A 19416-nucleotide genomic window follows, 5' to 3' on the forward strand; every position below is an offset into this window, starting at 1 on the left:
CCGGTTCGCAGTCTTTCGCCATAGGCATGTGCGAGAACGAAACCACTCAGGGCGAAGAACAGATCGACGGCCAGATAGCTGGATGCTTCCGGCCTGCCGAAAAAGAATTCCGCGTGGCGGTGGACAATTGCGACGGCTGCAACGCCCCGAATTCCATCCAGTAAAACGAAGCGTTCGGGCTGAGGCGTCGCAATCATCAAAATTCTCAGAGGTCAATAAAACTCACAAACGCGACAGCCTCTCTGCGGTTCATCCTTTCGAGCAAAAAACTCAGACGATCAGGCCGCGCGCCGCGACAGGCCAGACTTCCGGCTCGGACATGTCTTCGCCAATCACCGTCAAGCTATCGACTAGGTTGGTGACGACGCAGGCGTGATTTGGGACGATGCGAAGCTTGTCGCCTACCTTCAGCCCGATCGGTCCTTCGGTCACAAGACGTCCGTGCTCCTCCGACAGCTGATCGATCGTGATGTCCTCACGGCCGAGAACATGGCCATAGCCCGTGAGACCGAGAAGGTCCGACGTCAGCGCTTTCGAGCCGGCATCGATGATGGCGCGGTTTTCCGCCGGAACCGAAACGACCGTGGCAATCACGTTCAAGGCGCATTCGTCCCAGCCACAGACGCCACGGGTCACAAGCGATCTGTCGTTATAAACGTATGTTCCTGGGCGATATTCCGTCACGACCGGTGCCTTCGCCGCATGCATCATCGACGGCGTGCCGCCGGAGGTGATGACGGTAACAGCAATCCCCTTCTCCTCGATCAGTCGCTTGGCCTGCGTCATGAAGCTCTGAACCGCGGCCTCACCTGAAGGTGCCGGGTAGGTCATCAATCCGCCGAACACCAGTCCCGGCGCCTGATCGATGATGACGGCCAGTCCGGCTGCGGCTTCCGGCGTTGGAACGCCGCAGCGGTTCGCACCCGTATTGCACTCGACCAGAACGTTGAGCGGTTCGGCAGCATCGGCGAAGGCCTGCGAGAGACCCTGCACGACGTCGGCACTATCGGCAACGACCGATAGCCGAACCTTGCCGGCCAGGGCTCGCAGCTGCTTCAACTTCGCAGCACCGAGAATGTTGTAGGTGATCAGTACGTCCTTGATCGCATCGCTTCCGGCGATCATAGCCTCGGCTTCCGATACTTTCTGGCAGGTAATGCCCACTGCCCCTGCAGCGAGCTGTATTTCCGCAACAGCCGGGAGCTTATGCGTCTTGATATGCGGCCTGACCTTCAGCCCGTGGATGTCGGCATAATCCTGAAAGCGGGAGATATTTTTCTTGGCGATATCGAGGTCCACGACAACGGCGGGCGTGTTGAGCTCGGCAATCTGCTGGTCGGATAGGGGCATAACATCCTCAGGGGCAACGCTGGTTTGGCGGCGGGACGCTATATCCCTTTCTCTCCCATTGCTACAGGGAGATGGAGAAATAGCGCCCGCGGTGAGTTCGCGCGGGTTTAGCCCTTGGAGTTGCCCCTCACGCGGCCGCGGCTTCCCGCTCGTCCATCGCAGCGAAGACATCCTTGGCGGCAAACAGGCCGTTCAGCGCTGCTGGAAATCCGGCATAGACGGCCATCTGCGTGATGATTTCGGTAATCTCGTCACGCGAGAGCCCGACATTCAGACCCGCTTCGATGTGCACCTTCAACTGTGGCGCGGCATTGCCCATGGCTGTCAGTGCGGCGATGGTTGCGATTTCCCTTGCTTTGGTATCGAGTCCGGGCCGGCTGTAAATGTCGCCGAAGGGAAACTCGAAGAGATAAGTCGCGAAGTCCGGTGCGATATCGGCGAGCGCCGCAATTACCTTTTCTCCGGCCTCACCATCAATCTCAGCGAGTACGCGCTTGCCGCGCTCCAGCCGGCTTTCGTTTGGATTTTCCTGTGGCTGCGTCATCATCTGTCATCCTCTGATCTTCGCCGGCATATCCGGCGATCTTCTGGTCGAGGACGAGGAGGCACTGCTGAAGTTCGGCAACCCGATCGCGAACTTGGTCGCGATGCGTTTCCAGCATCGCCTGCCGTTCGGGCACGGTCGTGTCGCCCTGCTTTCGCAAGGCGGCATAGCGCAGCATGTCCCGGATCGGCATTCCTGTCGTTTTCAGCCTTCCGAGAAACTCGATCCAGATCAATATCTCGGGATCGTAATCGCGCCTGCTCGAGCGGTCGCGATCGGCATAGGGCAGCAAGCCGATCCGCTCGTAATAGCGGATCGTAAAGGCCGAAAGGCCGGAGCGTTTTGCCAGTTCACCGATCTTCATCAGCACCTCATCGTCATGACGCAGAGGAAGCTACAAGTTAGAGCACACTCTAGGTCAACAGCCATTCAGGCCTTTGAAGAGAAATATTTCAGCGGGTGCCAAAGCTTGGCACCCGGCACCGCGCCGGTCATTGCGGCATGGTGATCTGCAACTTCACATCGGTTTCGCGCGCCTCCACCGCACGATCGAAACCGGCGATGCTGTCTTCGAAGGGGATGGTGGCCGAGATCAGCGGCTTTAAATCGACCTTGCCAGAACCGATAAGCGCGAGCGCGCGGTCATAGACATTGGCGTAACGGAAGACGGTCTCGACTCGCAGTTCCTTGGCCTGCAATCCGACGATATCGACCGGCACCGGATCGACCGGCATGCCGACAAGCACAATTGCCCCGCCTGGACGAGCAAGCTTTGCCATGCCGAGAATAGCAGGAGCCGCCCCTGAGCATTCGAACACGATATCGCAGCCCCAGCCATCGGTTGCTTTGGCGACAGCATCCGGAAGGGATGTTTCTCGGATATTGACCGTCTCGATACCGTCATAGGCACCTATGATATCAAGTTTGGGCTGAGCAAGATCGGCAACAATCACCTTGGCGCAACCGCCCGCAAGGGCTGCAAGCGCCACCATCATACCGATCGGTCCGGCACCCGTGACCACAGCCACATCGCCCGGCTGGATCCGTGCTCTCAGTGCTGCCTGCATACCTATGGCGAAGGGCTCGACCATGGCGCCCTCGCCGAAGGAGACGTTGTCGGGCAGCTTGTAGGTGAAGGCGGCGGGGTGAATGACCTCCGGCGTCAAGCAGCCATGAACCGGCGGCGTCGCCCAGAAGGTCACGGCGGGATCAACATTGTAGATGCCGAGTTTGGCGGCACGCGAGGTCGGGTCGGGAATGCCAGGCTCCATGCACACGCGGTCTCCGACCTTAAGATGCGTGACCTCGGCGCCAACTTCGTCAATCGTTCCCGCTGCCTCGTGGCCGAGCACCATCGGCGCCTTCACGACGAAATGGCCAATCTTGCCGTGCGTGTAATAATGCACATCCGAGCCGCAGATGCCGACGGTATGGGTGCGGATCTTCACATCTTTCGGGCCGAGCGTGCCGGGAATATCGAAGTCGCGAAGCGACAGCTTTCCCTTTTCCTCCAGAACCAGAGCCTTCATCGTTTCCTCCTTCAATCTTGATGCGACACGCGTCTACAGCATCGTGCTTTCCGAAAATCGGAATCGATTTTCGGAAAGCACGATGCGTAGATCCAAAAAGTTAGAGCGTCCTTTGTGCGTCCTAAAGGACGCACGGCGCTCTATAAGAAGGTGATGAAACGTCAGGCGGCGGAAAGCAACCCCTTCCTTTGTGCCATTTCTGTTTCTTGGAAGGGGTGATGTTGCTGTGCCTGAACAAGTAACGAAAAAGTATCAGAAGGCTTGCAAAAAGCGCAGTATAGCAGCGTTGAACGTATCCGGAGCCGTGACGTTGACAGCGTGAGCACCAAAGTCGACGAGCTGCAACTGGCTGTTTGACAAGCCCTCCGCCAGACGGATCGACCGCGTGTAAGGCACGAGAAGATCATCGCGGGTGGCGATGACCAGCGTTTCCGTTTTGATATCCCGTAACCGGTTATCGACATCGAAGGCACGCAGGGCAGCGATGCGGCGAAGGATATTGGTGCGCCCCTGAAAATGATCGATGGCGTGACGCTCCTCCGCCTCCAGCCTTTCCGCATTCTCCGACATCCAGACTGCCGGATAGAGGAACAAAGGCTGCGCCTTGACGAAAGCCGGAACGCCTGACTTTTCCAGAAGCTCGATGCGCACATCAAAACACCGTCCGGAATGCGGATCGGCCTTGCTCCAGGCATTGATGAGGACGAGCTTTCCGATCATTCCGGGCTTGCGAAGGGCAAGATCAAGACCGATCAGGCCGCCCAAGGCATGCCCCATGAAGTCGAAGCGTGTGAGACCCAGTTGCTCGGCAATTTCCAGCACATCATCCGCCATGGCCGCGATGCCGCCATCGGCTGGCACCTCGCCACCGGTGCTTCCACAACCGCGATGATCATAGGTGACGATCCGATAGTCATCCGACAGCGCCGCAAGCTGCGGCGCCCAGTAGCTTGCCGATCCGCCGAGGCCCGATGACAGGATAATTGTCGGCGCATCGGCGTCTTGTCTTCCGTGCAGATCGAAATGCATAGCGCTTACGGCTTGCCGATATGAGCGACGGTTGCGATTTCCACCAGGGCATCCGGCTTCACCAGACCGCATTGAATGCAGTAGCGCGCCGGCTTGTCGCCTGGAAAGTACTCGGCATAAACGGCATTGACGGCCTGATAATTGGCCCAGTCGGTGATGAAGATATGGTTCATCGTCACGTCTTCCATCGTGCCACCGGCAGTTTCGATCACCGACTTGATGGTCTCCAGCACGTGGCGGGTCTGGGCGCTGGCGTCACCCACATGAACGACGTCGTTGTTCTTGTCGAATGGCAGCGTTCCGGAGACATAGACGATCCCATCTGCCAGCGTGCCGGGCGAAAATGGTGCAATCGGCTTCGATGTGCCTTCTGGAACGATGATCTTCTTCGGCATAAGTTTGTCCTTCTACAATCAGGAATTGGCAGGCGCAGCCTGGCTGATGACACCACAGAAATCATTGACGGTCGCTACCCATCCGAAAAACTTTTCGACGTTGTAGACAGTCGCCTGCTGAATGAAATCGGGGCCGAGATGATGGGTCGCGTCTTCCAACATGATACCGAAATATTCCAGATGGAAGGCATCGCGAAGCGAGCTTTCGACACAGACATTGGTGGCAATGCCAACGAAGACGAGGTTTCGGATGCCGCGGGCGCGCAGGATGCTGTCCATCTGCGTATTGAAGAAGCCACTGTAGCGGGTCTTCGGCACAAGGATGTCGCCGGGTTTCGGCTGAAGCTCATCAACGATGGCGTAATCCCAGGTCCCTTTGGCAAGCAGCTTGCCCTGAGCATCCGGATTGGCGCGCATATATTTCAGCGCATTGGATTTGTGCCAGTTGGGAGAGCCCGGACCGCCAGCCTCGACATAATCCTTGTCCCAGCCATTCTGGAAATAGACCACCTGAACGCCGGCAGCGCGCGCCGCATCCAGGGTTTTACGGATATTATCGATCGTACCCTTGGCACCGGAAATGTCGAAGCCGGCGAGATCGACATAGCCGCCTTCCGTCGAATAGGCATTCTGCATGTCGACGACGACGACGGCGGTTTCTTCCGGCTTTAGCATGATCGGCTCCGGACGGGCCGGCAATGTGACGCTCTTGCTGTGAACGGCGGGTGCCTGGTATCCTGTTGTCATGGTGCTCATTCCGCCGCCTCGAGAAGGGGCTTTACATGTTTGCGGCATGCCATCAGCGGCTGGATCTTGGTTCCGAAATCTTCGACGCCCTTGACGAAATCATCGAACGTCAGAAGCACGCCGCCCGTCCCAGGCACGGTCGGCACCTCATCAAGCAGTCGCGCTACGGTTTCGTAAGAGCCGACAAGCGTTCCCATGTTGATGTTGACGGCGGACACCGGGTCGGCCATCTGCCGGACATTGGTGTCCGAACCGGATTTGGTATCGGCAGCACCCTGGACGCCAAGCCACTTGATTGCTTCTTGGTCGGCACCGGCCTTGTAATGCTCCCATTTCGCCCTGGCGGCCTCGTCCGTCTCGTCGGCGATGATCATGAAGAGCACGAAGGACGATACATCGCGGCCCGTCTTGGCTGTTGCTTCCCTCAACCTCTCGGCGGCGGGCGCAAACGCGGTGGGGGTGTTGACGCCGACACCGAAACAGAAATTGTAGTCTGCATATTTGGCGGAAAACTCCATGCCGGCATTGGAGGAGCCCGCGCAAATCACCTTCATATCGGCCTGAGGCTGCGGCGACAGCCGGCAGTCGTCCATCTGGAAGAACTCGCCCTTGAAGTCGCTCTGCCCCTTTTCCCACAATTCGCGCAGGATCGTGGCGTACTCGGCAAGGTATGCGTAGCGCTTGCCGAAATACTCGTCGCCCGGCCACATGCCCATCTGCGAATATTCCGGCCGCTGCCAGCCAGTCACGAGATTGATGCCGAAGCGGCCGTTGGAAATGCTGTCGATGGTGGAGGCCATTCTTGCGACGATGGCCGGCGGCATGACGAGTGAGGCGGCTGTGGCAAACAGCTTGATGCGGGTGGTGACGGCGGCAAGACCTGCCATCAGCGTGAAGGATTCGAGATTATGATCCCAGAACTCGGTCTTCCCCCCAAAGCCGCGAAGCTTGATCATCGACAAGGCGAAATCGAAACCGTATTTCTCTGCCTTGAGAGTGATCTCTTTGTTCAGCTCGAAGCTTGGCTTGTATTGCGGCGCATTCTCCGACAACAGCCAGCCATTGTTTCCAATCGGGATAAAGACTCCAATTTCCATAAATATGTCCTTCTTCGAACTCTACCGATAATGCTCTGTGACTTGCAGCACCGGGGACGGCATAGATGTGGCATCAGCCTCAAGCCCCGGCGGATCGACTATTTCGACGACAGATTGTTTAAGTCTTCTCGTTCCCCTCGGCTGAAATAGATCAATGAATCGTGGGCCAATGGGCCTATCGCGCAATCGGCAAATCGGCCCGAAAGAGGGATGCTCACCCGACTGGACGCAAAGATCAACCGAAAATATTGCATGCTTGACTATCGGTATTGTCGATTGCAAGCCAAGCAGGTTCGAGGCAGCGGAGGCTGCTGCTTCACGGCCTTTGTAAAGTGGAGAATTGTCAGGCGTTAAAACCGCCTGACCTTCCTATCAAGCTGGCTGTAAGGTCCAGTGGACAGCCCATGGCGATATGGCCTTCGCGCTGATGGTTCCAAGGCTGAAAAGCTCGCCGCCTGTTGTCGCGTCGGTCTCGGTCTCACCGTTCTTTCCGGAAAGATTGGCGATCAGTCGAAGCGTTGCTCCGTCCTCCATTCCCCAGTCGACCGTAACAATGCCATCCCTGACATCGTAGTGCGTTGTATCGGGGACGATCTTCGTCAGCAGCGGCACGATGTGCCGTTTCCGCAGGTCGAGCAGCGTCTTGTAGAAGCTGAGCAGCTCGGTCGCTTTTTCATCTCCAACCTTCGACCAGTCGAGCTTGCTGGCTATAAAGGTTTCCCTTGCGGTCGGATCGGGCACATTCTCGCCGTCGAAGCCCGGCAGGCGAGACAATTCCTCGCGGCGCCCATCCCTCACCTTCTGGTTCAAGTCTTCGTTGAAGTCACAGAAATAGCGGAAGGGATCGCGCGAGCCCCACTCCTCCCCCATGAACAGCATGGGGATTTGCGGCGCGAGCAGATAGATCGCGGTGATCGCCTTGAGTGCCGCTTCAGGAGCATAGGTCTGCATCCTGTCGCCGAGCGCCCGGTTGCCGATCTGATCGTGATTTTGAATGAAGGAGATAAAGGCTGTTGGCGGCAGGTGAGCGCTCGGCTTGCCGCGCTCCTCGTCGCGGTAGGGCATATGCTCGCCTTGAAAGGCGAAGCCTTCGGCTAGGGCGCGACCGATCTTGTCGTCATCGCCCGAATAGGCCTTGTAGTAACCGAAGGTCTCACCCGTCGCTGCGATATGGAGCACATGGTGGATATCGTCATTCCATTGCGCGGTAAAACGCTCCGGCTTTCCCTCCTCATCACGGCTCAAGAGATCGCTGTCATTCTCTTCGTTCTCGACGATCAGATGAATGTGGCGGTCAGTTACGGCGGCACGAACACGGCGGGCAAGTTCGCTCAAAAGGTGTTCGTCGCTGTCGTCAACGATCGCATGAACGGCATCAAGCCTTAAGCCATCGAACCGGAATTGCGTTACCCAATAGACGGCATTCTGAATGATGAATTCGCGCACATGCTCGGATTGCTCATCATCATAGTTGAGGCCCTGTCCCCACGGGTTCTCGTGATGCGGCGAGAAGAGCGGCGCGTAATTGGGCATGTAATTGCCGTCCGGGCCAAAGTGATTGTAAACGACATCGAGGAAGACACAGAGCCCGCGCTCATGGGCGGCATCGACAAGCCCCATCAAATCTTCCGGACGGCCGTAGCTGCTGTCCGGCGCGTAGGGCATGACGCCGTCATAGCCCCAATTATAGCCACCTGGAAAATCCGCGACAGGCATTATCTGGATCGCCGTGACGCCGAGATCACGCAGATGATCGAGATGGGCGATCGCGCCTTGGAACGTCCCTTCTTTGGTGAAGGTGCCGATGTGGAGTTCATAGATAATGATCTCCTCCCAAGGTCGTCCGTGCCAGTTGGCGCTCTTCCATGGGAAGCTCGACAGATCGACGACCTCACTTTGACCATGGACGTCGCGCGGTTGAAAGCGTGAGGCGGGATCTGGAACCTCCAGGCCATCCGGCAGAGTAAAGCTGTATCGTAGTGCGGCTTCAGCTCTCGGCTTGCGCAGCCGATGCCAGCCCTCATCGTCCCGCTTCATCACCTCCGGCGTTGCGCCTTCGATGTTGAGCAGCACCTTATCATGCAAAGGTGCCCAAAGGCGAAACTCGATATCCTGATCGGAAATGGCTGGACCAAAATCGAATGCGTGAACCACCGAAGACCCTCATGCTGGTGTGCACTGCATCAAACCGAACTTCGTGAAAAAAGTTCACGGGCATTTCTTGAATTTCTCACTGCCTGTTCGACATCGCGCAAAGCGACTCGTCTGGTGGAACTACTCGCCCACAAGCGCAGTTTGCGCAGCGCTTCATAGATCTTCCGGACCAGAACGTCGAAGCCATCGACTGTTCTCTCGCCAGCTTTCACCGGCCAAAGCAGCGGCCACTTTTGGGATTGTCGCATGAAATTTCCGACCGCCACCTATCGCCTGCAATTCCGCAACGGCATGACCTTCGATCGGGCGAGCGCGCTCGTTCCCTATCTGAAAACGCTCGGGATCAGCCATCTCTATGCGTCACCGATCTTCACGGCGACATCGGCATCGACACATGGCTACGATGTCACCGACGCGAACGAAATCGATCCTGCGATTGGCGGCCGAGCTGGCTTCGACCGCATGGTCGGGACGTTGAAGGATGCGGGGCTCGGTCTCATTCTCGATATCGTTCCCAATCACATGGCGGCATCGCTCGAGACGCCCTGGTGGAAGGATGTGGTCGAGCATGGTGCGGAAAGCCGATATGCGCGCCATTTCGATATCGACTGGTCGCGGCGCTTGACCTTGCCGGTTCTCGGCGACGATTTTGAGGCTGTGCTGGAGGCGGGCGATCTGACCATCAAGCCCGATCCGAAGACGGGCAAGCCAAGTTTGGCTTACTTCGAATCGTTCTTTCCGCTGAACCCGGCGACATATGACGGGCGTGAAGACGAGATTTTGAAGATTTCGGACAAGGCTTCGATTTCGCAACTGCATGAGCAACAGCCCTACCGGCTGATGTCCTGGCGGGATGCGGCGCGTGACCTGTCCTATCGACGCTTTTTCGAGGTCACGGGACTTGCTGGCGTGCGGGTGGAAGACGAGGCGGTCTTCGAGGATAGTCATCGGCTGATCCTCGAACTGGTGCGCAGCGGTGCCGTCCAGGGCCTGCGTCTCGACCACATCGATGGACTTGCGGATCCGAAGGGATATCTCGACCGGCTGCGGCAGGCCGCAGGGCCGGACTGCTATATCGTCGTCGAGAAGATCCTGGGCGAAGGCGAGCAGCTTCCAGCCGACTGGCCGGTTTCTGGTACGACGGGCTACGAGTTCGTCGCCGCCCTCAGCCATGCCCTGGTGGATGGCGCGAAACTTGAGGTGTTGCAATCCGCCTATGCAGGTCTCGGAGAAAAACGAGTCGATGCGAAGGAGCAGTTGCGCGCCGCAAAGCTCTTGATGGCCAGCAGGAACTTCGAGGGTGAGGTCACTGTCCTGATGAAACTGGCAGCCAAGATTGCCGAGCAGGCAGGACGCCCTACGACGGAAGGCGAGCTGAAAGACGCGCTTAGCGAAATGCTGATCGCCTTCCCGGTCTACCGCACCTACGGAACCCCTGAGGGCATGCGCGCGGACGACAAGGCCCTCCTGGACCAGGTCATCGAAGGCATTGGGGACGCTGGCCATCCCGTGTCGATCGAGGCGCTTGCCTTGATCACCGGCATCCTCAAGGGCGATGTGCCAACCTCTGCGGCACAGGATGCACTGACTTTCCGTACCAAGTTCCAGCAATTGACCGGCCCGATCATGGCGAAGTCCATCGAGGATACGCTGTTTTTCCGTCACAACATGCTGCTTGGCCTGAATGAGGTCGGCGCTGAGCCTATCCAGCCTGACTTTTCTCTCGATCATTTTCATGAGGAAATGCGGATCCGCAAGGAACGGCAGCCCATGGGGATTTCAAGCACCTCCACCCACGACACGAAGCGTGGCGAAGATGCGAGAGCGCGCCTCTATGCGCTGTCGGAAGCACCTGAAGTCTGGATTGCAGCCGTTGAGGGGTGGCGTGCGATGAATGCCAAGGCTGTTCAGCAGCTTCCAGATGGCCCTGCTCCTGAGCCTGAAGTCGAGTGGATGATTTACCAGGCGCTCGCCGGCTTTCTCCCTCCGCGCTTCGACGCCGATGACGAAAACGCGGTCGAGGAGTTGAGAGAGCGCTTCCTTACCTATCTGGAGAAAGCGCTGCGTGAGGCAAAACTCAGGACCGACTGGGGTGACTCCAACGAGGAGTATGAAGAAGCTGTTCTGGCCTATGCCTCGCACCTTTTTTCGAAAGACAACAAAGACTTCCTGACGCGCTTTGCCGAGACCATAAAACCCTTCATCGAGGCCGGGCTTGCAAACGGCCTTACCCAGACGATCATCAAGCTCATGGCGCCTGGCATTCCTGACATCTATCAGGGCAGCGAAGGCTTCGATTTCAGCCTTGTCGACCCCGACAATCGCCGCGAACCGGATTACGACAGCCTGTCAAAACGACTGGCAGAAGGACGCAAGCCGGATGCGGCCGAAATCTCCGCCTGGTATGATGGCTCGCTGAAGCAATATGTCACCGCCGCGCTGCTCCGCCTCCGGCAATCGGAGCCTGACCTGTTCAACGACGGAGACTATGTGCCGCTTGAGGCCACAACCAACATGGGTGGGAAGCCGATCGCCTTTGCAAGAGTGAACGGTGAGAAAGCAGTGCTCGTCGTTCTCCCACGCTTTACGCTTGGCCATGGCGAGGATCGGGCTCTTCCGCCAACGCTTGGCGATACTACCGTAGACCTTCCGGCGGCGCTGAAAAACAAGCGGCTCCGAAACGTGTGGGCGGAAGATCAGGTCGAAACGAGCGATATTCTGAAATTGGTCGCGTCCGATGAAGGTCACCCTTTCCTGGTTTTCAGGACAGTTTGATCATCGAATCAATCGCAGCTTCGGCTTTCAAAACCGAAGCTGCGTTCGCGATCAGTCTGGCCGAAGAAAAAGCTGCCCTAGGCAAATCTTATTTTCCTAAAATACACGAAATCCGGAAATTTGACCTTGAACATGAGGGCCCGAACTCTCAGAAGAGGCAAACGCGTGCAAGCGCGTGTTTGGAGATCCCCTCATGGCCAGAGTGACCAATCCCGGCTTCACCCCCGAAGTAACGACCTTTTCCATCATCGCAGCGGCAAGCTTCTGCCACATGCTGAACGACATCATGCAGTCGCTGCTGACATCGCTTTATCCGCTGCTCAAAGCCAATTATGCGCTCGACTTCGGGCAGATCGGGCTTTTGACCTTCGCCTTCCTGGTGACGGCGTCGCTGTTGCAGCCGGCTGTCGGTGTCGCGACGGACAAGTGGCCCATGCCATTCTCGCTTCCAGCCGCGATGCTCTCCACCTGCACGGGCCTGATCACACTTGCCTATGCCCATAGTTTCCCGGTTCTGGTGCTTGGCGCCTGCCTGATCGGCGTCGGCTCGGCGATCTTTCACCCCGAAGCCTCCCGAGTGGCGCGCGTCGCCTCCGGTGGACGCCACGGTCTGGCACAATCCTTCTTCCAGGTGGGCGGCAATACGGGCACCGCAATCGGACCGCTGCTTGCGGCCTTCATCGTCATTCCGAGAGGCCAGGAGGTTCTCAGCTGGTTTTCGATCATTGCGCTGACCGGCTTTGCCATCCTGTCATGGGTCAGTATCTGGTACAGCCGCCATCGGCGCAGTGCGGCAGGAAAACGACCTGTCAGCCGTGAGTTGCCGCTGCCCCGCAACAAGGTGTTGATGACGCTTGCCGTTCTCGTGGTTCTGACCGCGACGAAAAACGCTTATCTTGCCAGCATTTCCAGCTACTTCACTTTCTTCACCATCGAGAAGTTCGGTGTATCGGTGCAGAATGCGCAAATCCTGCTGTTTCTGTTCCTCGGCGCTTCCGCTGCCGGCGTCTTCTTTGGCGGCCCGATCGGCGACCGTTTTGGCTCTCGCGTCGTTATCTGGTTCTCGATCCTCGGCGTCATACCCTTTGCCCTGATCCTGCCCTATGCCAACCTCCTCTGGACAGCGGTTCTGGTGGTCGTCATCGGCTTCATCTTCTCGTCTGCCTTTTCCGCGATCGTCGTTTTCGCTCAGGAACTGGTACCCGGTCGCGTGGGGTTGATTGCCGGCATGTTTTTCGGCTTTGCCTTCGGCTTCGGCGGGATTGGTGCCGCGGTCCTTGGCGTCTTCGCCGATCGGCAGGGCATAGAATTTGTGTATCAAATCTGCTCGTATCTTCCGCTTCTGGGCCTGCTGACCGTTCTTCTGCCGCAACTGCCCGGCCGCCGTATCTGACTTGAAGAAGCCGCCCGCTGTCTCTACTGCATCGGCCCGAAAATCGGACTCGATTTTCGGGCCGATGCGTCAAATCAAAGAGGTACAGTGCTGCGCGTCCAATCGAACGCGCGGCACCTTAAGCCTGCGGCATTTTTCAAGATCAAACCCTCCAGGTCTTGCCCCGGGTCCTCAGAGCCACATCGTCCGAAGTTAGCCAGATGATCAGGGTGTGAAAGCTGGCGACCAGCCTCTTTATGTTGAGGACTTCCTGGCGGTAGATGCTTGAAAATATTCAGATCGTTACTGCGACAAGCAACAGGAGAAGCTGTATTAGCGTCTACGGTTTATCCGTGACGGGCATGTAGACCGACGTAACTTCATGCTTAATATTGTGTTGACGACCGGCCTTTTGTTTCCCAGCCCTTGCGCCGTTCTCTTGTCAGCGTGAGATTTGCCTGTAATGAAGCTGTGAAAGCCGGACCTGCGGGGAAATATATGACGACGATCACGGAAGCGAATATCAGACTCGGTATGATTCTGGCTGAAGCGGAAGCACGACAGTCGTCCATCAGCGCCGAGAAGCTCGAAAGCCGAGACCTTATCCCGCCGACGATCGATAGCGCCATGGCCGTGCAGGCGTTGGCTGTCGGAACGATCGGCAAGGACGTTGCAGGCTGGAAGCTTGGTCTGAACAATGGTCGTCCGGTCGCAGCCCCTCTGCTCGATCTTTATGACGAGGTGCAGGACAGCACGCTGACAGTCCCGAAGCCCGGTGCCGTCGGCATCGAAATCGAAGTCTGCTTCGTGCTTGCCGAGGATCTACCCGCGCTGCCGCTCGGCGAGACCTATACGCGCGAGACGATCCTGGACGCGGTCGAATCCATTAATCTCGGCGCAGAGTTCGTCAGCTATCGGTTGACGGAAGAAAGCCGTGTGCCGTTTCCGCTGTTCCTCGCCGACAGGCTTGCCAACCATTCCTTCGTCCTCGGACCGGCGATCGACACCTCCGTCATGGAAGCGCTTGCCCTTCAGGATCCGAGCCTGCCGCCACTCATGGTCGAGGCGGAGGACGACGTTCTCTTCGGCGCCATCCCGGTGCATCCGCAAATGGACCCGGTCGCACCTCTCCTCACTTACGCCAATGCGCAGAACGATCACTTAGGCGGGTTGAAGCGTGGTCAGGTGATCACCACCGGAAGCCTGTGCGGGATGATCCGCCTTGGCGAAGCGACGCGGATCACCGCTCGCTGGGAAGGGATCGGCGAGATGGACATCCAGCTACCTGGCTGAGACCCCTACAGCATCCGCCGAAAAGCGGAGGCAGCTCTGGGAAAGCAGAATGCACTAGCCAAAAGCAGACAGAGCGCACCCGTTCTCCATGGGCGCGCTCCTAAGCCTTGATCTCAAACGTCGCCGGCTTTCAGGGCGATGCTGCGACGATTACCACAGCTTCACGTGACGGTTGACGTCCTTGTAGAGAAGATAGCGGAAACGGCCTGGGCCACCGGCGTAGCAGGCCTGCGGGCAGTAGGCACGCAGCCACATGAAGTCGCCCGCTTCGACTTCCACCCAATCATCGTTGAGGCGATAGACCGCCTTGCCTTCGAGCACGAAAAGGCCGTGCTCCATGACATGGGTTTCCATGAAAGGAATAGTCGCGCCGGGTTCGAAGGTGACGATGTTGAGATGCATGTCGTAACGACCATCCGCCGGATCGATGAAGCGGGTGGTTGCCCATTTGCCATCGGTGTCCGGCATGGCGGAGAGTTCGTGCTCGTCTTCATGCGTGAAGATGGCTGGCGGTAATTCGAGACCTTCGACCTTGTCGAACACCTTGCGAACCCAGTGGAATTTCGCAGCCGAGCCGCCCTTGGCCCGCAGCGACCATTGGCTTCCCGCCGGGATGTAGGCGAACGAGCCCGAGCGAAGAGCGTGCACTTGGCCTTCGAAGGTGATCGTCATCTCACCATCGACCATGAAGATCGCCGCCTGGGCGCGCGCATCCGGCTCCGGCTTGTCGCTTCCACCGCCCGGCTGCACTTCCATAATGTACTGCGCGAAAGTCTCGGAGAATCCCGTCATCGGCCGGGCGATGATCCAGGCGCGCGTATCGGTCCAGTGCGGCAACACGCTGGTGACGATGTCTGACATGACCCGCTTTGGAATGACCGCATAGGCGGTGGTGAACACCGCTTTGCTGGAAAGCAGCTCCGTCTGCCCTGGCAACCCGCCAAAATCAGAGTAGTAACGCTTCTTTTCCATCATGCACTCCAACGATTCCATATCGAGCCACAAGCATCGTGTGGCCTGTTCGCAGCTAGGATTACCCCGCAATCATTCCACTCGCCAGCGCGATTTCCAGACTTCTTTGATTTTTTGAAGCACCGAGATTGCGCCGTGCGATGCGATAGCGCGCTCGCTCGCTCGAAGTCAGGAATCTCGTTCCCTCAGACCTTGAAAGGCATGAGCTGCCGCACGCGGCTATCGCGAAAATAGAGCCCAGCCCAGGCGGCAACGCCCACCACCAGACACACGATCTGAGAAGGGCTCAAAATTTCTCCGACGCGAAAGTGGGTGCAGATCGCGCCGCCGAGAAAGGCTGTCGTCAGAACCGCGCCGATCACCGAGGTGGCCGGGATAGCGTAGAGGACGCCGCAAATCAGCGCGATGATCCCGATGGCGGGCACAAGATTGGAAGGAAAGCCCGTGGCATCCATCTCCGCCTTCAGCGTCTGTGCCGCAAACAGCCCTGTGTAAGCATCGACAAGCAAAAAAAGAACAACGAGCGCCGAAATGACGCGTCCCGCCCAAACCATCATGATCGTCCCCTCAGGAGATAATGTGCCCCGAGATGAAATCTTACAGATTATGGTGAGCGCGACAATCACCAATACTGGGCTTGGATAACAAACAAGCCCCGGTATTAACGCTAAAAGGCGCGACCATTTGGAATGTCGTTGAATTGGTCAGGGTCGATGGTTCAGATCGACGAACACCATCGCTCGTCGATCTGAACCTTGACGACTAAAATGACCTCAGCCTCTCTTCTCATCGAAACGGTGAGGTCATTTGGATGTTCAGAGCTTTCTGATCACGCCATAGACAATGTTGTGGTTCTCCCCATGGAAGACCTCGCTCTCAGCAAGGGACGGAGCGATGCTGGCATTGATGATCTTCCACATATCCGCCTTGCTGCGCAGAAGCAGCGTCCAGTTCATGAAGGATTCCATGTAGCCATCGACGGCAATGTCTTCGGCGAAATTGGCGAAGAGGAAGGTGCCGCCGGGTTTGAGCATATCGAGGCATCTCTTCGTCAGCTTGATTGCCACCTTATCCGTCAGATAATCATAAAGACCTGCGGCATAGACGAAGTCGAATTGTCCAAGATCGTGGGAGCGGGCAAGAAGATCTTTGACCGAACCGTCGACAGCTTCGACGCACGTGCCGGCAAAGTCGCGCGCAATGGAGCCGATGCTTAAGGGGTCCTGATCGAGAGCAACCCAGCGCTTGATCCCCTTCGAGGCAAGCGCTTGCGAGCGGTTTGCTTCGCGCAAATGACCGGCTGCGATGGTAAGAATCTCTGTCTCAGACCCTTTCTCCTGCGCAATGTCGTCGACGTAACGCGTCAGAATATCGCGCCGCTCGCGAACTGCGACGGAGGATGACGCCTCGCGGGTATAGTCATAGAGGGCGGTACCCAGAGGAGAAGCCGCTGCAAGTGGGTCGGCGACACTGTCGTGGCCGTAGATGAAGTCCAGAAGCTGCGCATCGCCGGAGTAACCGCGCGGCTTTTCGAAGGACCATCGGGTGAAGGGATCTTCGAGAAAATAATCGGCAACGGGATGATGCTGAATGAGCGGCAGAAGCTCAGTCCACACGCTATAGTCGTATTTTCTACGCATTTGATGCAGCCTGCCAGCAACCGCGTGTATTATGGTTGCAGGCGCACCACCGGCAAGAAACTGTTGGTGTGCTAGGTTGAGAATAAGTGCCACTTCTGCTTCCGCAACAGCAAGATCGCGTTGCGAGTTGCTTTCATTTTGCGTCAGCAGTTCCTTTGAAACTGAATCCGGTGTGACCAAGCTTTGCCCGTCCAGCGCGATACGATCGTTTCGAGCCACTAAGAAATCCCCTTATAAGCCATTGTTAATACTAGATTAATCGGCGGCGCGCCAGCGCGGCACCGACGATTGGAGAACCAGGGAAGAGGAATTCTTTTCTAGGACTTAACTATTAAGGTATGACTAATGACTAAAATTACGCGAGTGGGATTCAAACAAACTTAATCGGCATGCGAGTATGAATATTGCGCAAGCTTCCCCGTTTCCGCAAAGGGAGAGGACGGACGGTTGGGGGTGGAGCAGACCGAGCATTGGAATTTATCAGGTGAGCATGATCGCTCGCTAGAAATTCGTACAACTTTAGGAACGTGCATGAAGCACAGTTTGGCACATAGTGTGGAGCTCGATCTGCAGGCGGATGCATCTCGCACCGGCGCCGAGACGCTCGTGCGACAGCACTTCTTCGAAGAGGCCGACGTCAAACGCCGAGTGGCGATCCGTAAGGGTCTCTGGGTTGCCGTTCTGATCTATCTGCTGTTTTCCGTCACGGATGTGCTTCTCGTTCCTGATGTCTCCGTTCACACCACGTTTGCTCGCTTCGTCGTTGGCATTGCCGCCCTGCTGATCCTGGAAACACAGGTGAGAGTGGAAACGAGAACCGACCTCATGGATGTGACCTGCGCTGCGGCGCTGGTCTGCGGTTACCTCGGCTGGCTGTTGCCAGCGTTGATGACGGCCTACACCATCAACATGTCCTACTACATGGTCTTCGGCGCGATCTTCATGATGGGCGCCAACCTGTTTTTCACCTTCAACTTTGCACTCTCGCTGTTTGCGTCCGGCGTCATCCTCGTGATCTTTTTCGTGGCGCTGAGCTTCCTGCACAAGGACGTCTATTATCAGATCGCGTTCGGCACCTTCTATCTCGCCTGCTTCAGCTTCACCTCCTATGTGAACTGGCGCCTCAATCGGGAGCGCACCCGCGTCTTCGTAAGCACTGTCGAGGCGAAGGTTCGCCAGCGCGAGGCCGACGATCGCGGTGAGGCCTTGTTCAGGCTTTCCAATACCGACCCGATGACCGGCGTTGCCAACAGGCGTGCGGTCGACGCCCATTTGCGCCGCCTATGGAGCGACTGGATCACATCGAAGCGGAGTTTCGCGGTCTTTCTCATCGACGTCGATTTCTTCAAGAAATACAACGATTATTACGGCCATCAGGAGGGCGATCGCTGTCTCGTCCAGGTTGCCCATACACTCCAGGCAGCAATGAGCGACTACGATGCCGTGGTGGGGCGCTATGGTGGAGAAGAGTTCATCACGCTGATGCGCTACAAGACGCATCAGGAGATCGAACAGGTTGCCGAGCTTCTCTGTCGCACGGTCGAAAATCTTTGTCTCGCCCATGAACGCCGACGCGATGGCACCTCCGTCATCACCGTCAGCGTTGGGGCATCCTATGCACGCCCGATCCCGATGCCGAAACTGGAGCGCGTAATCCACGAGGCCGACAGGGCGCTCTATCTTGCCAAGGAAAGCGGGCGCAACCGGATCAAGCTCTTCGACCCCGACGATCCACTGACCAGCGACGATACGGAAAATGTCGCCGCCCTGTTGGATATTGCCATTCAGCAGGATCTCGTCTCATTGGTCTATCAGCCGATCCGCAGCCTCGTGACCGATCGTGTCCAGGCAGCCGAAGCCCTGATGCGCCTCAGACTGCTGGACGGCACGCAGGTTCCCCCCAGCATCTTCATCCCCATAGCGGAGCGGATCGGCAAGATTACCGATCTCGGGCTTTGGGCGATCCGAACCGCCTGCCAGCAGATGCTGCAAACCGGCAAGGTGCAGGTCGTCAGCGTCAACGTCTCCCCCATCCAGCTCAAGCGCCCGGGTTTTGCCACCTCAGTCGCTGCCATTTTGGGAGAACTCGGAATTTCAGGCGGACAACTGGCCCTCGAAATCACCGAAGGCCTCGAGATGGACATGGATTCGGACGTCCTGCGCTGCATCAGCGATCTGAGGATGCTCGGGATCAAGATGTGGCTGGACGATTTCGGCACCGGATTTGCCGGTCTCTCCTGGCTGAGACTGATCGATTTCGACACCGTCAAAGTCGACAAGTCCTTCCTCCACGATGGCGCGACGCCTCGGGGCCGGATCATGCTGAAGGACATCATCGGCCTCATCCGCAACCGCGGACCGAAAATCCTGGTCGAAGGCGTGGAGACCGTCGAGCAGTTGGACCTGATGCACCAGTTCCGGATCGACCACGTACAGGGCTACTTCGTCGGCCGCCCGGTACCTGCCGATGCCTTCGAGGTGTCGGGAGCGAATGGCGTGAAGGGTGCGCGATAGTCCGG

Annotated in this window: 17 protein-coding genes (1 of these 17 running past the window's edge); 4 read left to right on the forward strand and 13 right to left on the reverse strand. The window is 57.6% G+C overall.

Going from position 1 to position 19416, the window contains the following annotated elements; translation table 11 throughout:
- The 10 genes from AC07U5_RS16575 to treZ all read right to left on the reverse strand — a co-directional run.
- On the reverse strand, positions 1-194 hold the 5' portion of the coding sequence (locus AC07U5_RS16575) for an acyltransferase family protein (protein WP_494724266.1). Its footprint begins 898 nt before the window's first position; the window shows 194 of its 1092 coding nt (coding positions 1-194); the start codon lies at positions 192-194; the stop codon falls past the left edge of the window.
- A gap of 76 nt (positions 195-270) precedes the next feature.
- Entirely contained in the window at positions 271-1350 is a 1080-nt protein-coding gene (locus tag AC07U5_RS16580) for a D-TA family PLP-dependent enzyme (RefSeq protein WP_494723674.1), read from the reverse strand.
- A 127-nt stretch (positions 1351-1477) separates the two neighbouring features.
- Complete coding sequence (locus tag AC07U5_RS16585; RefSeq protein WP_494723675.1) at positions 1478-1894, reverse strand: carboxymuconolactone decarboxylase family protein; 417 nt, start codon at positions 1892-1894, stop codon at positions 1478-1480.
- Positions 1830-2258 (reverse strand): MerR family transcriptional regulator, encoded by a 429-nt coding sequence (locus AC07U5_RS16590; RefSeq protein ID WP_062423496.1) that lies wholly within the window; start codon positions 2256-2258, stop codon positions 1830-1832. The genes AC07U5_RS16585 and AC07U5_RS16590 overlap by 65 nt, the downstream gene beginning before the upstream one ends.
- 127 nt (positions 2259-2385) lie before the next feature.
- Positions 2386-3423: an NAD(P)-dependent alcohol dehydrogenase gene (locus AC07U5_RS16595; protein WP_494723676.1), complete on the reverse strand. Its 1038-nt coding sequence runs from the start codon at positions 3421-3423 to the stop codon at positions 2386-2388.
- Positions 3424-3675: 252 nt separating this feature from the next.
- Positions 3676-4452, reverse strand: coding sequence for a pyrimidine utilization protein D (gene rutD / locus AC07U5_RS16600; protein WP_494723677.1), 777 nt, complete (start codon positions 4450-4452; stop codon positions 3676-3678).
- 5 nt (positions 4453-4457) lie between these two features.
- On the reverse strand, positions 4458-4847 hold the full coding sequence (gene rutC, locus AC07U5_RS16605) for a pyrimidine utilization protein C (protein ID WP_062423499.1): 390 nt from the start codon (positions 4845-4847) through the stop codon (positions 4458-4460).
- 18 nt (positions 4848-4865) lie between these two features.
- Positions 4866-5603: a pyrimidine utilization protein B gene (gene rutB / locus AC07U5_RS16610; RefSeq protein WP_062423500.1), complete on the reverse strand. Its 738-nt coding sequence runs from the start codon at positions 5601-5603 to the stop codon at positions 4866-4868.
- Positions 5600-6691 carry a pyrimidine utilization protein A gene (gene rutA / locus AC07U5_RS16615; protein ID WP_494723678.1) on the reverse strand — a complete coding sequence of 364 codons (1092 nt, stop codon included), beginning with the start codon at positions 6689-6691 and terminating at the stop codon, positions 5600-5602. The genes rutB and rutA overlap by 4 nt, the downstream gene beginning before the upstream one ends.
- Positions 6692-7063: 372 nt before the next feature.
- The gene (gene treZ, locus AC07U5_RS16620) at positions 7064-8845 is read right to left on the reverse strand and encodes a malto-oligosyltrehalose trehalohydrolase (protein ID WP_494723679.1); all 1782 of its coding nucleotides are present in this window, start codon (positions 8843-8845) and stop codon (positions 7064-7066) included.
- Positions 8846-9091: 246 nt separating this feature from the next.
- Here treZ and treY point away from each other — a divergent pair, with 246 nt between their 5' ends.
- The 3 genes from treY (at position 9092) to AC07U5_RS16635 (ending at position 14285) form a co-directional block, all read left to right on the forward strand.
- On the forward strand, positions 9092-11620 hold the full coding sequence (gene treY / locus AC07U5_RS16625) for a malto-oligosyltrehalose synthase (RefSeq protein ID WP_494723680.1): 2529 nt from the start codon (positions 9092-9094) through the stop codon (positions 11618-11620).
- 193 nt (positions 11621-11813) lie between these two features.
- Positions 11814-13013 (forward strand): MFS transporter, encoded by a 1200-nt coding sequence (locus AC07U5_RS16630; RefSeq protein WP_494723681.1) that lies wholly within the window; start codon positions 11814-11816, stop codon positions 13011-13013.
- 477 nt (positions 13014-13490) lie between these two features.
- On the forward strand, positions 13491-14285 hold the full coding sequence (locus AC07U5_RS16635; protein WP_494723682.1) for a 2-keto-4-pentenoate hydratase: 795 nt from the start codon (positions 13491-13493) through the stop codon (positions 14283-14285).
- A gap of 150 nt (positions 14286-14435) precedes the next feature.
- Here AC07U5_RS16635 and AC07U5_RS16640 read toward each other — a convergent pair whose 3' ends face one another.
- The 3 genes from AC07U5_RS16640 to AC07U5_RS16650 form a co-directional block, all read right to left on the reverse strand.
- Positions 14436-15257 (reverse strand): bifunctional allantoicase/(S)-ureidoglycine aminohydrolase, encoded by an 822-nt coding sequence (locus tag AC07U5_RS16640; RefSeq protein ID WP_443266970.1) that lies wholly within the window; start codon positions 15255-15257, stop codon positions 14436-14438.
- A 185-nt stretch (positions 15258-15442) separates the two neighbouring features.
- On the reverse strand, positions 15443-15814 hold the full coding sequence (locus AC07U5_RS16645; protein WP_494723683.1) for a DoxX family protein: 372 nt from the start codon (positions 15812-15814) through the stop codon (positions 15443-15445).
- A 258-nt stretch (positions 15815-16072) separates the two neighbouring features.
- Positions 16073-17116 carry a class I SAM-dependent methyltransferase gene (locus AC07U5_RS16650; protein ID WP_494723684.1) on the reverse strand — a complete coding sequence of 348 codons (1044 nt, stop codon included), beginning with the start codon at positions 17114-17116 and terminating at the stop codon, positions 16073-16075.
- Positions 17117-17428: 312 nt separating this feature from the next.
- On the opposite strand from AC07U5_RS16650, the gene AC07U5_RS16655 reads away from it, so the two are divergent.
- Entirely contained in the window at positions 17429-19411 is a 1983-nt protein-coding gene (locus AC07U5_RS16655) for a putative bifunctional diguanylate cyclase/phosphodiesterase (RefSeq protein WP_494723685.1), read from the forward strand.
- Positions 19412-19416: the final 5 nt, after the last annotated feature.

This window comes from Agrobacterium sp. GW821-FHT02D03, assembly GCF_059421725.1.

What these genes read in the sequence shown, in the direction of transcription:
- treY (WP_494723680.1), top strand. Translation starts at nt 9,092, where the DNA reads ATGAAATTTCCGACCGCCACCTATCGCCTGCAATTCCGCAACGGCATG.
- AC07U5_RS16635 (WP_494723682.1), top strand. Translation starts at nt 13,491, where the DNA reads ATGACGACGATCACGGAAGCGAATATCAGACTCGGTATGATTCTGGCT.
- AC07U5_RS16585 (WP_494723675.1), bottom strand. Translation starts at nt 1,894, where the DNA reads ATGACGCAGCCACAGGAAAATCCAAACGAAAGCCGGCTGGAGCGCGGC.
- AC07U5_RS16645 (WP_494723683.1), bottom strand. Translation starts at nt 15,814, where the DNA reads ATGATGGTTTGGGCGGGACGCGTCATTTCGGCGCTCGTTGTTCTTTTT.
- AC07U5_RS16580 (WP_494723674.1), bottom strand. Translation starts at nt 1,350, where the DNA reads ATGCCCCTATCCGACCAGCAGATTGCCGAGCTCAACACGCCCGCCGTT.
- AC07U5_RS16640 (WP_443266970.1), bottom strand. Translation starts at nt 15,257, where the DNA reads ATGGAAAAGAAGCGTTACTACTCTGATTTTGGCGGGTTGCCAGGGCAG.
- AC07U5_RS16655 (WP_494723685.1), top strand. Translation starts at nt 17,429, where the DNA reads ATGAAGCACAGTTTGGCACATAGTGTGGAGCTCGATCTGCAGGCGGAT.
- rutC (WP_062423499.1), bottom strand. Translation starts at nt 4,847, where the DNA reads ATGCCGAAGAAGATCATCGTTCCAGAAGGCACATCGAAGCCGATTGCA.
- AC07U5_RS16630 (WP_494723681.1), top strand. Translation starts at nt 11,814, where the DNA reads ATGGCCAGAGTGACCAATCCCGGCTTCACCCCCGAAGTAACGACCTTT.
- rutD (WP_494723677.1), bottom strand. Translation starts at nt 4,452, where the DNA reads ATGCATTTCGATCTGCACGGAAGACAAGACGCCGATGCGCCGACAATT.
- rutA (WP_494723678.1), bottom strand. Translation starts at nt 6,691, where the DNA reads ATGGAAATTGGAGTCTTTATCCCGATTGGAAACAATGGCTGGCTGTTG.
- AC07U5_RS16590 (WP_062423496.1), bottom strand. Translation starts at nt 2,258, where the DNA reads ATGAAGATCGGTGAACTGGCAAAACGCTCCGGCCTTTCGGCCTTTACG.
- rutB (WP_062423500.1), bottom strand. Translation starts at nt 5,603, where the DNA reads ATGAGCACCATGACAACAGGATACCAGGCACCCGCCGTTCACAGCAAG.
- AC07U5_RS16595 (WP_494723676.1), bottom strand. Translation starts at nt 3,423, where the DNA reads ATGAAGGCTCTGGTTCTGGAGGAAAAGGGAAAGCTGTCGCTTCGCGAC.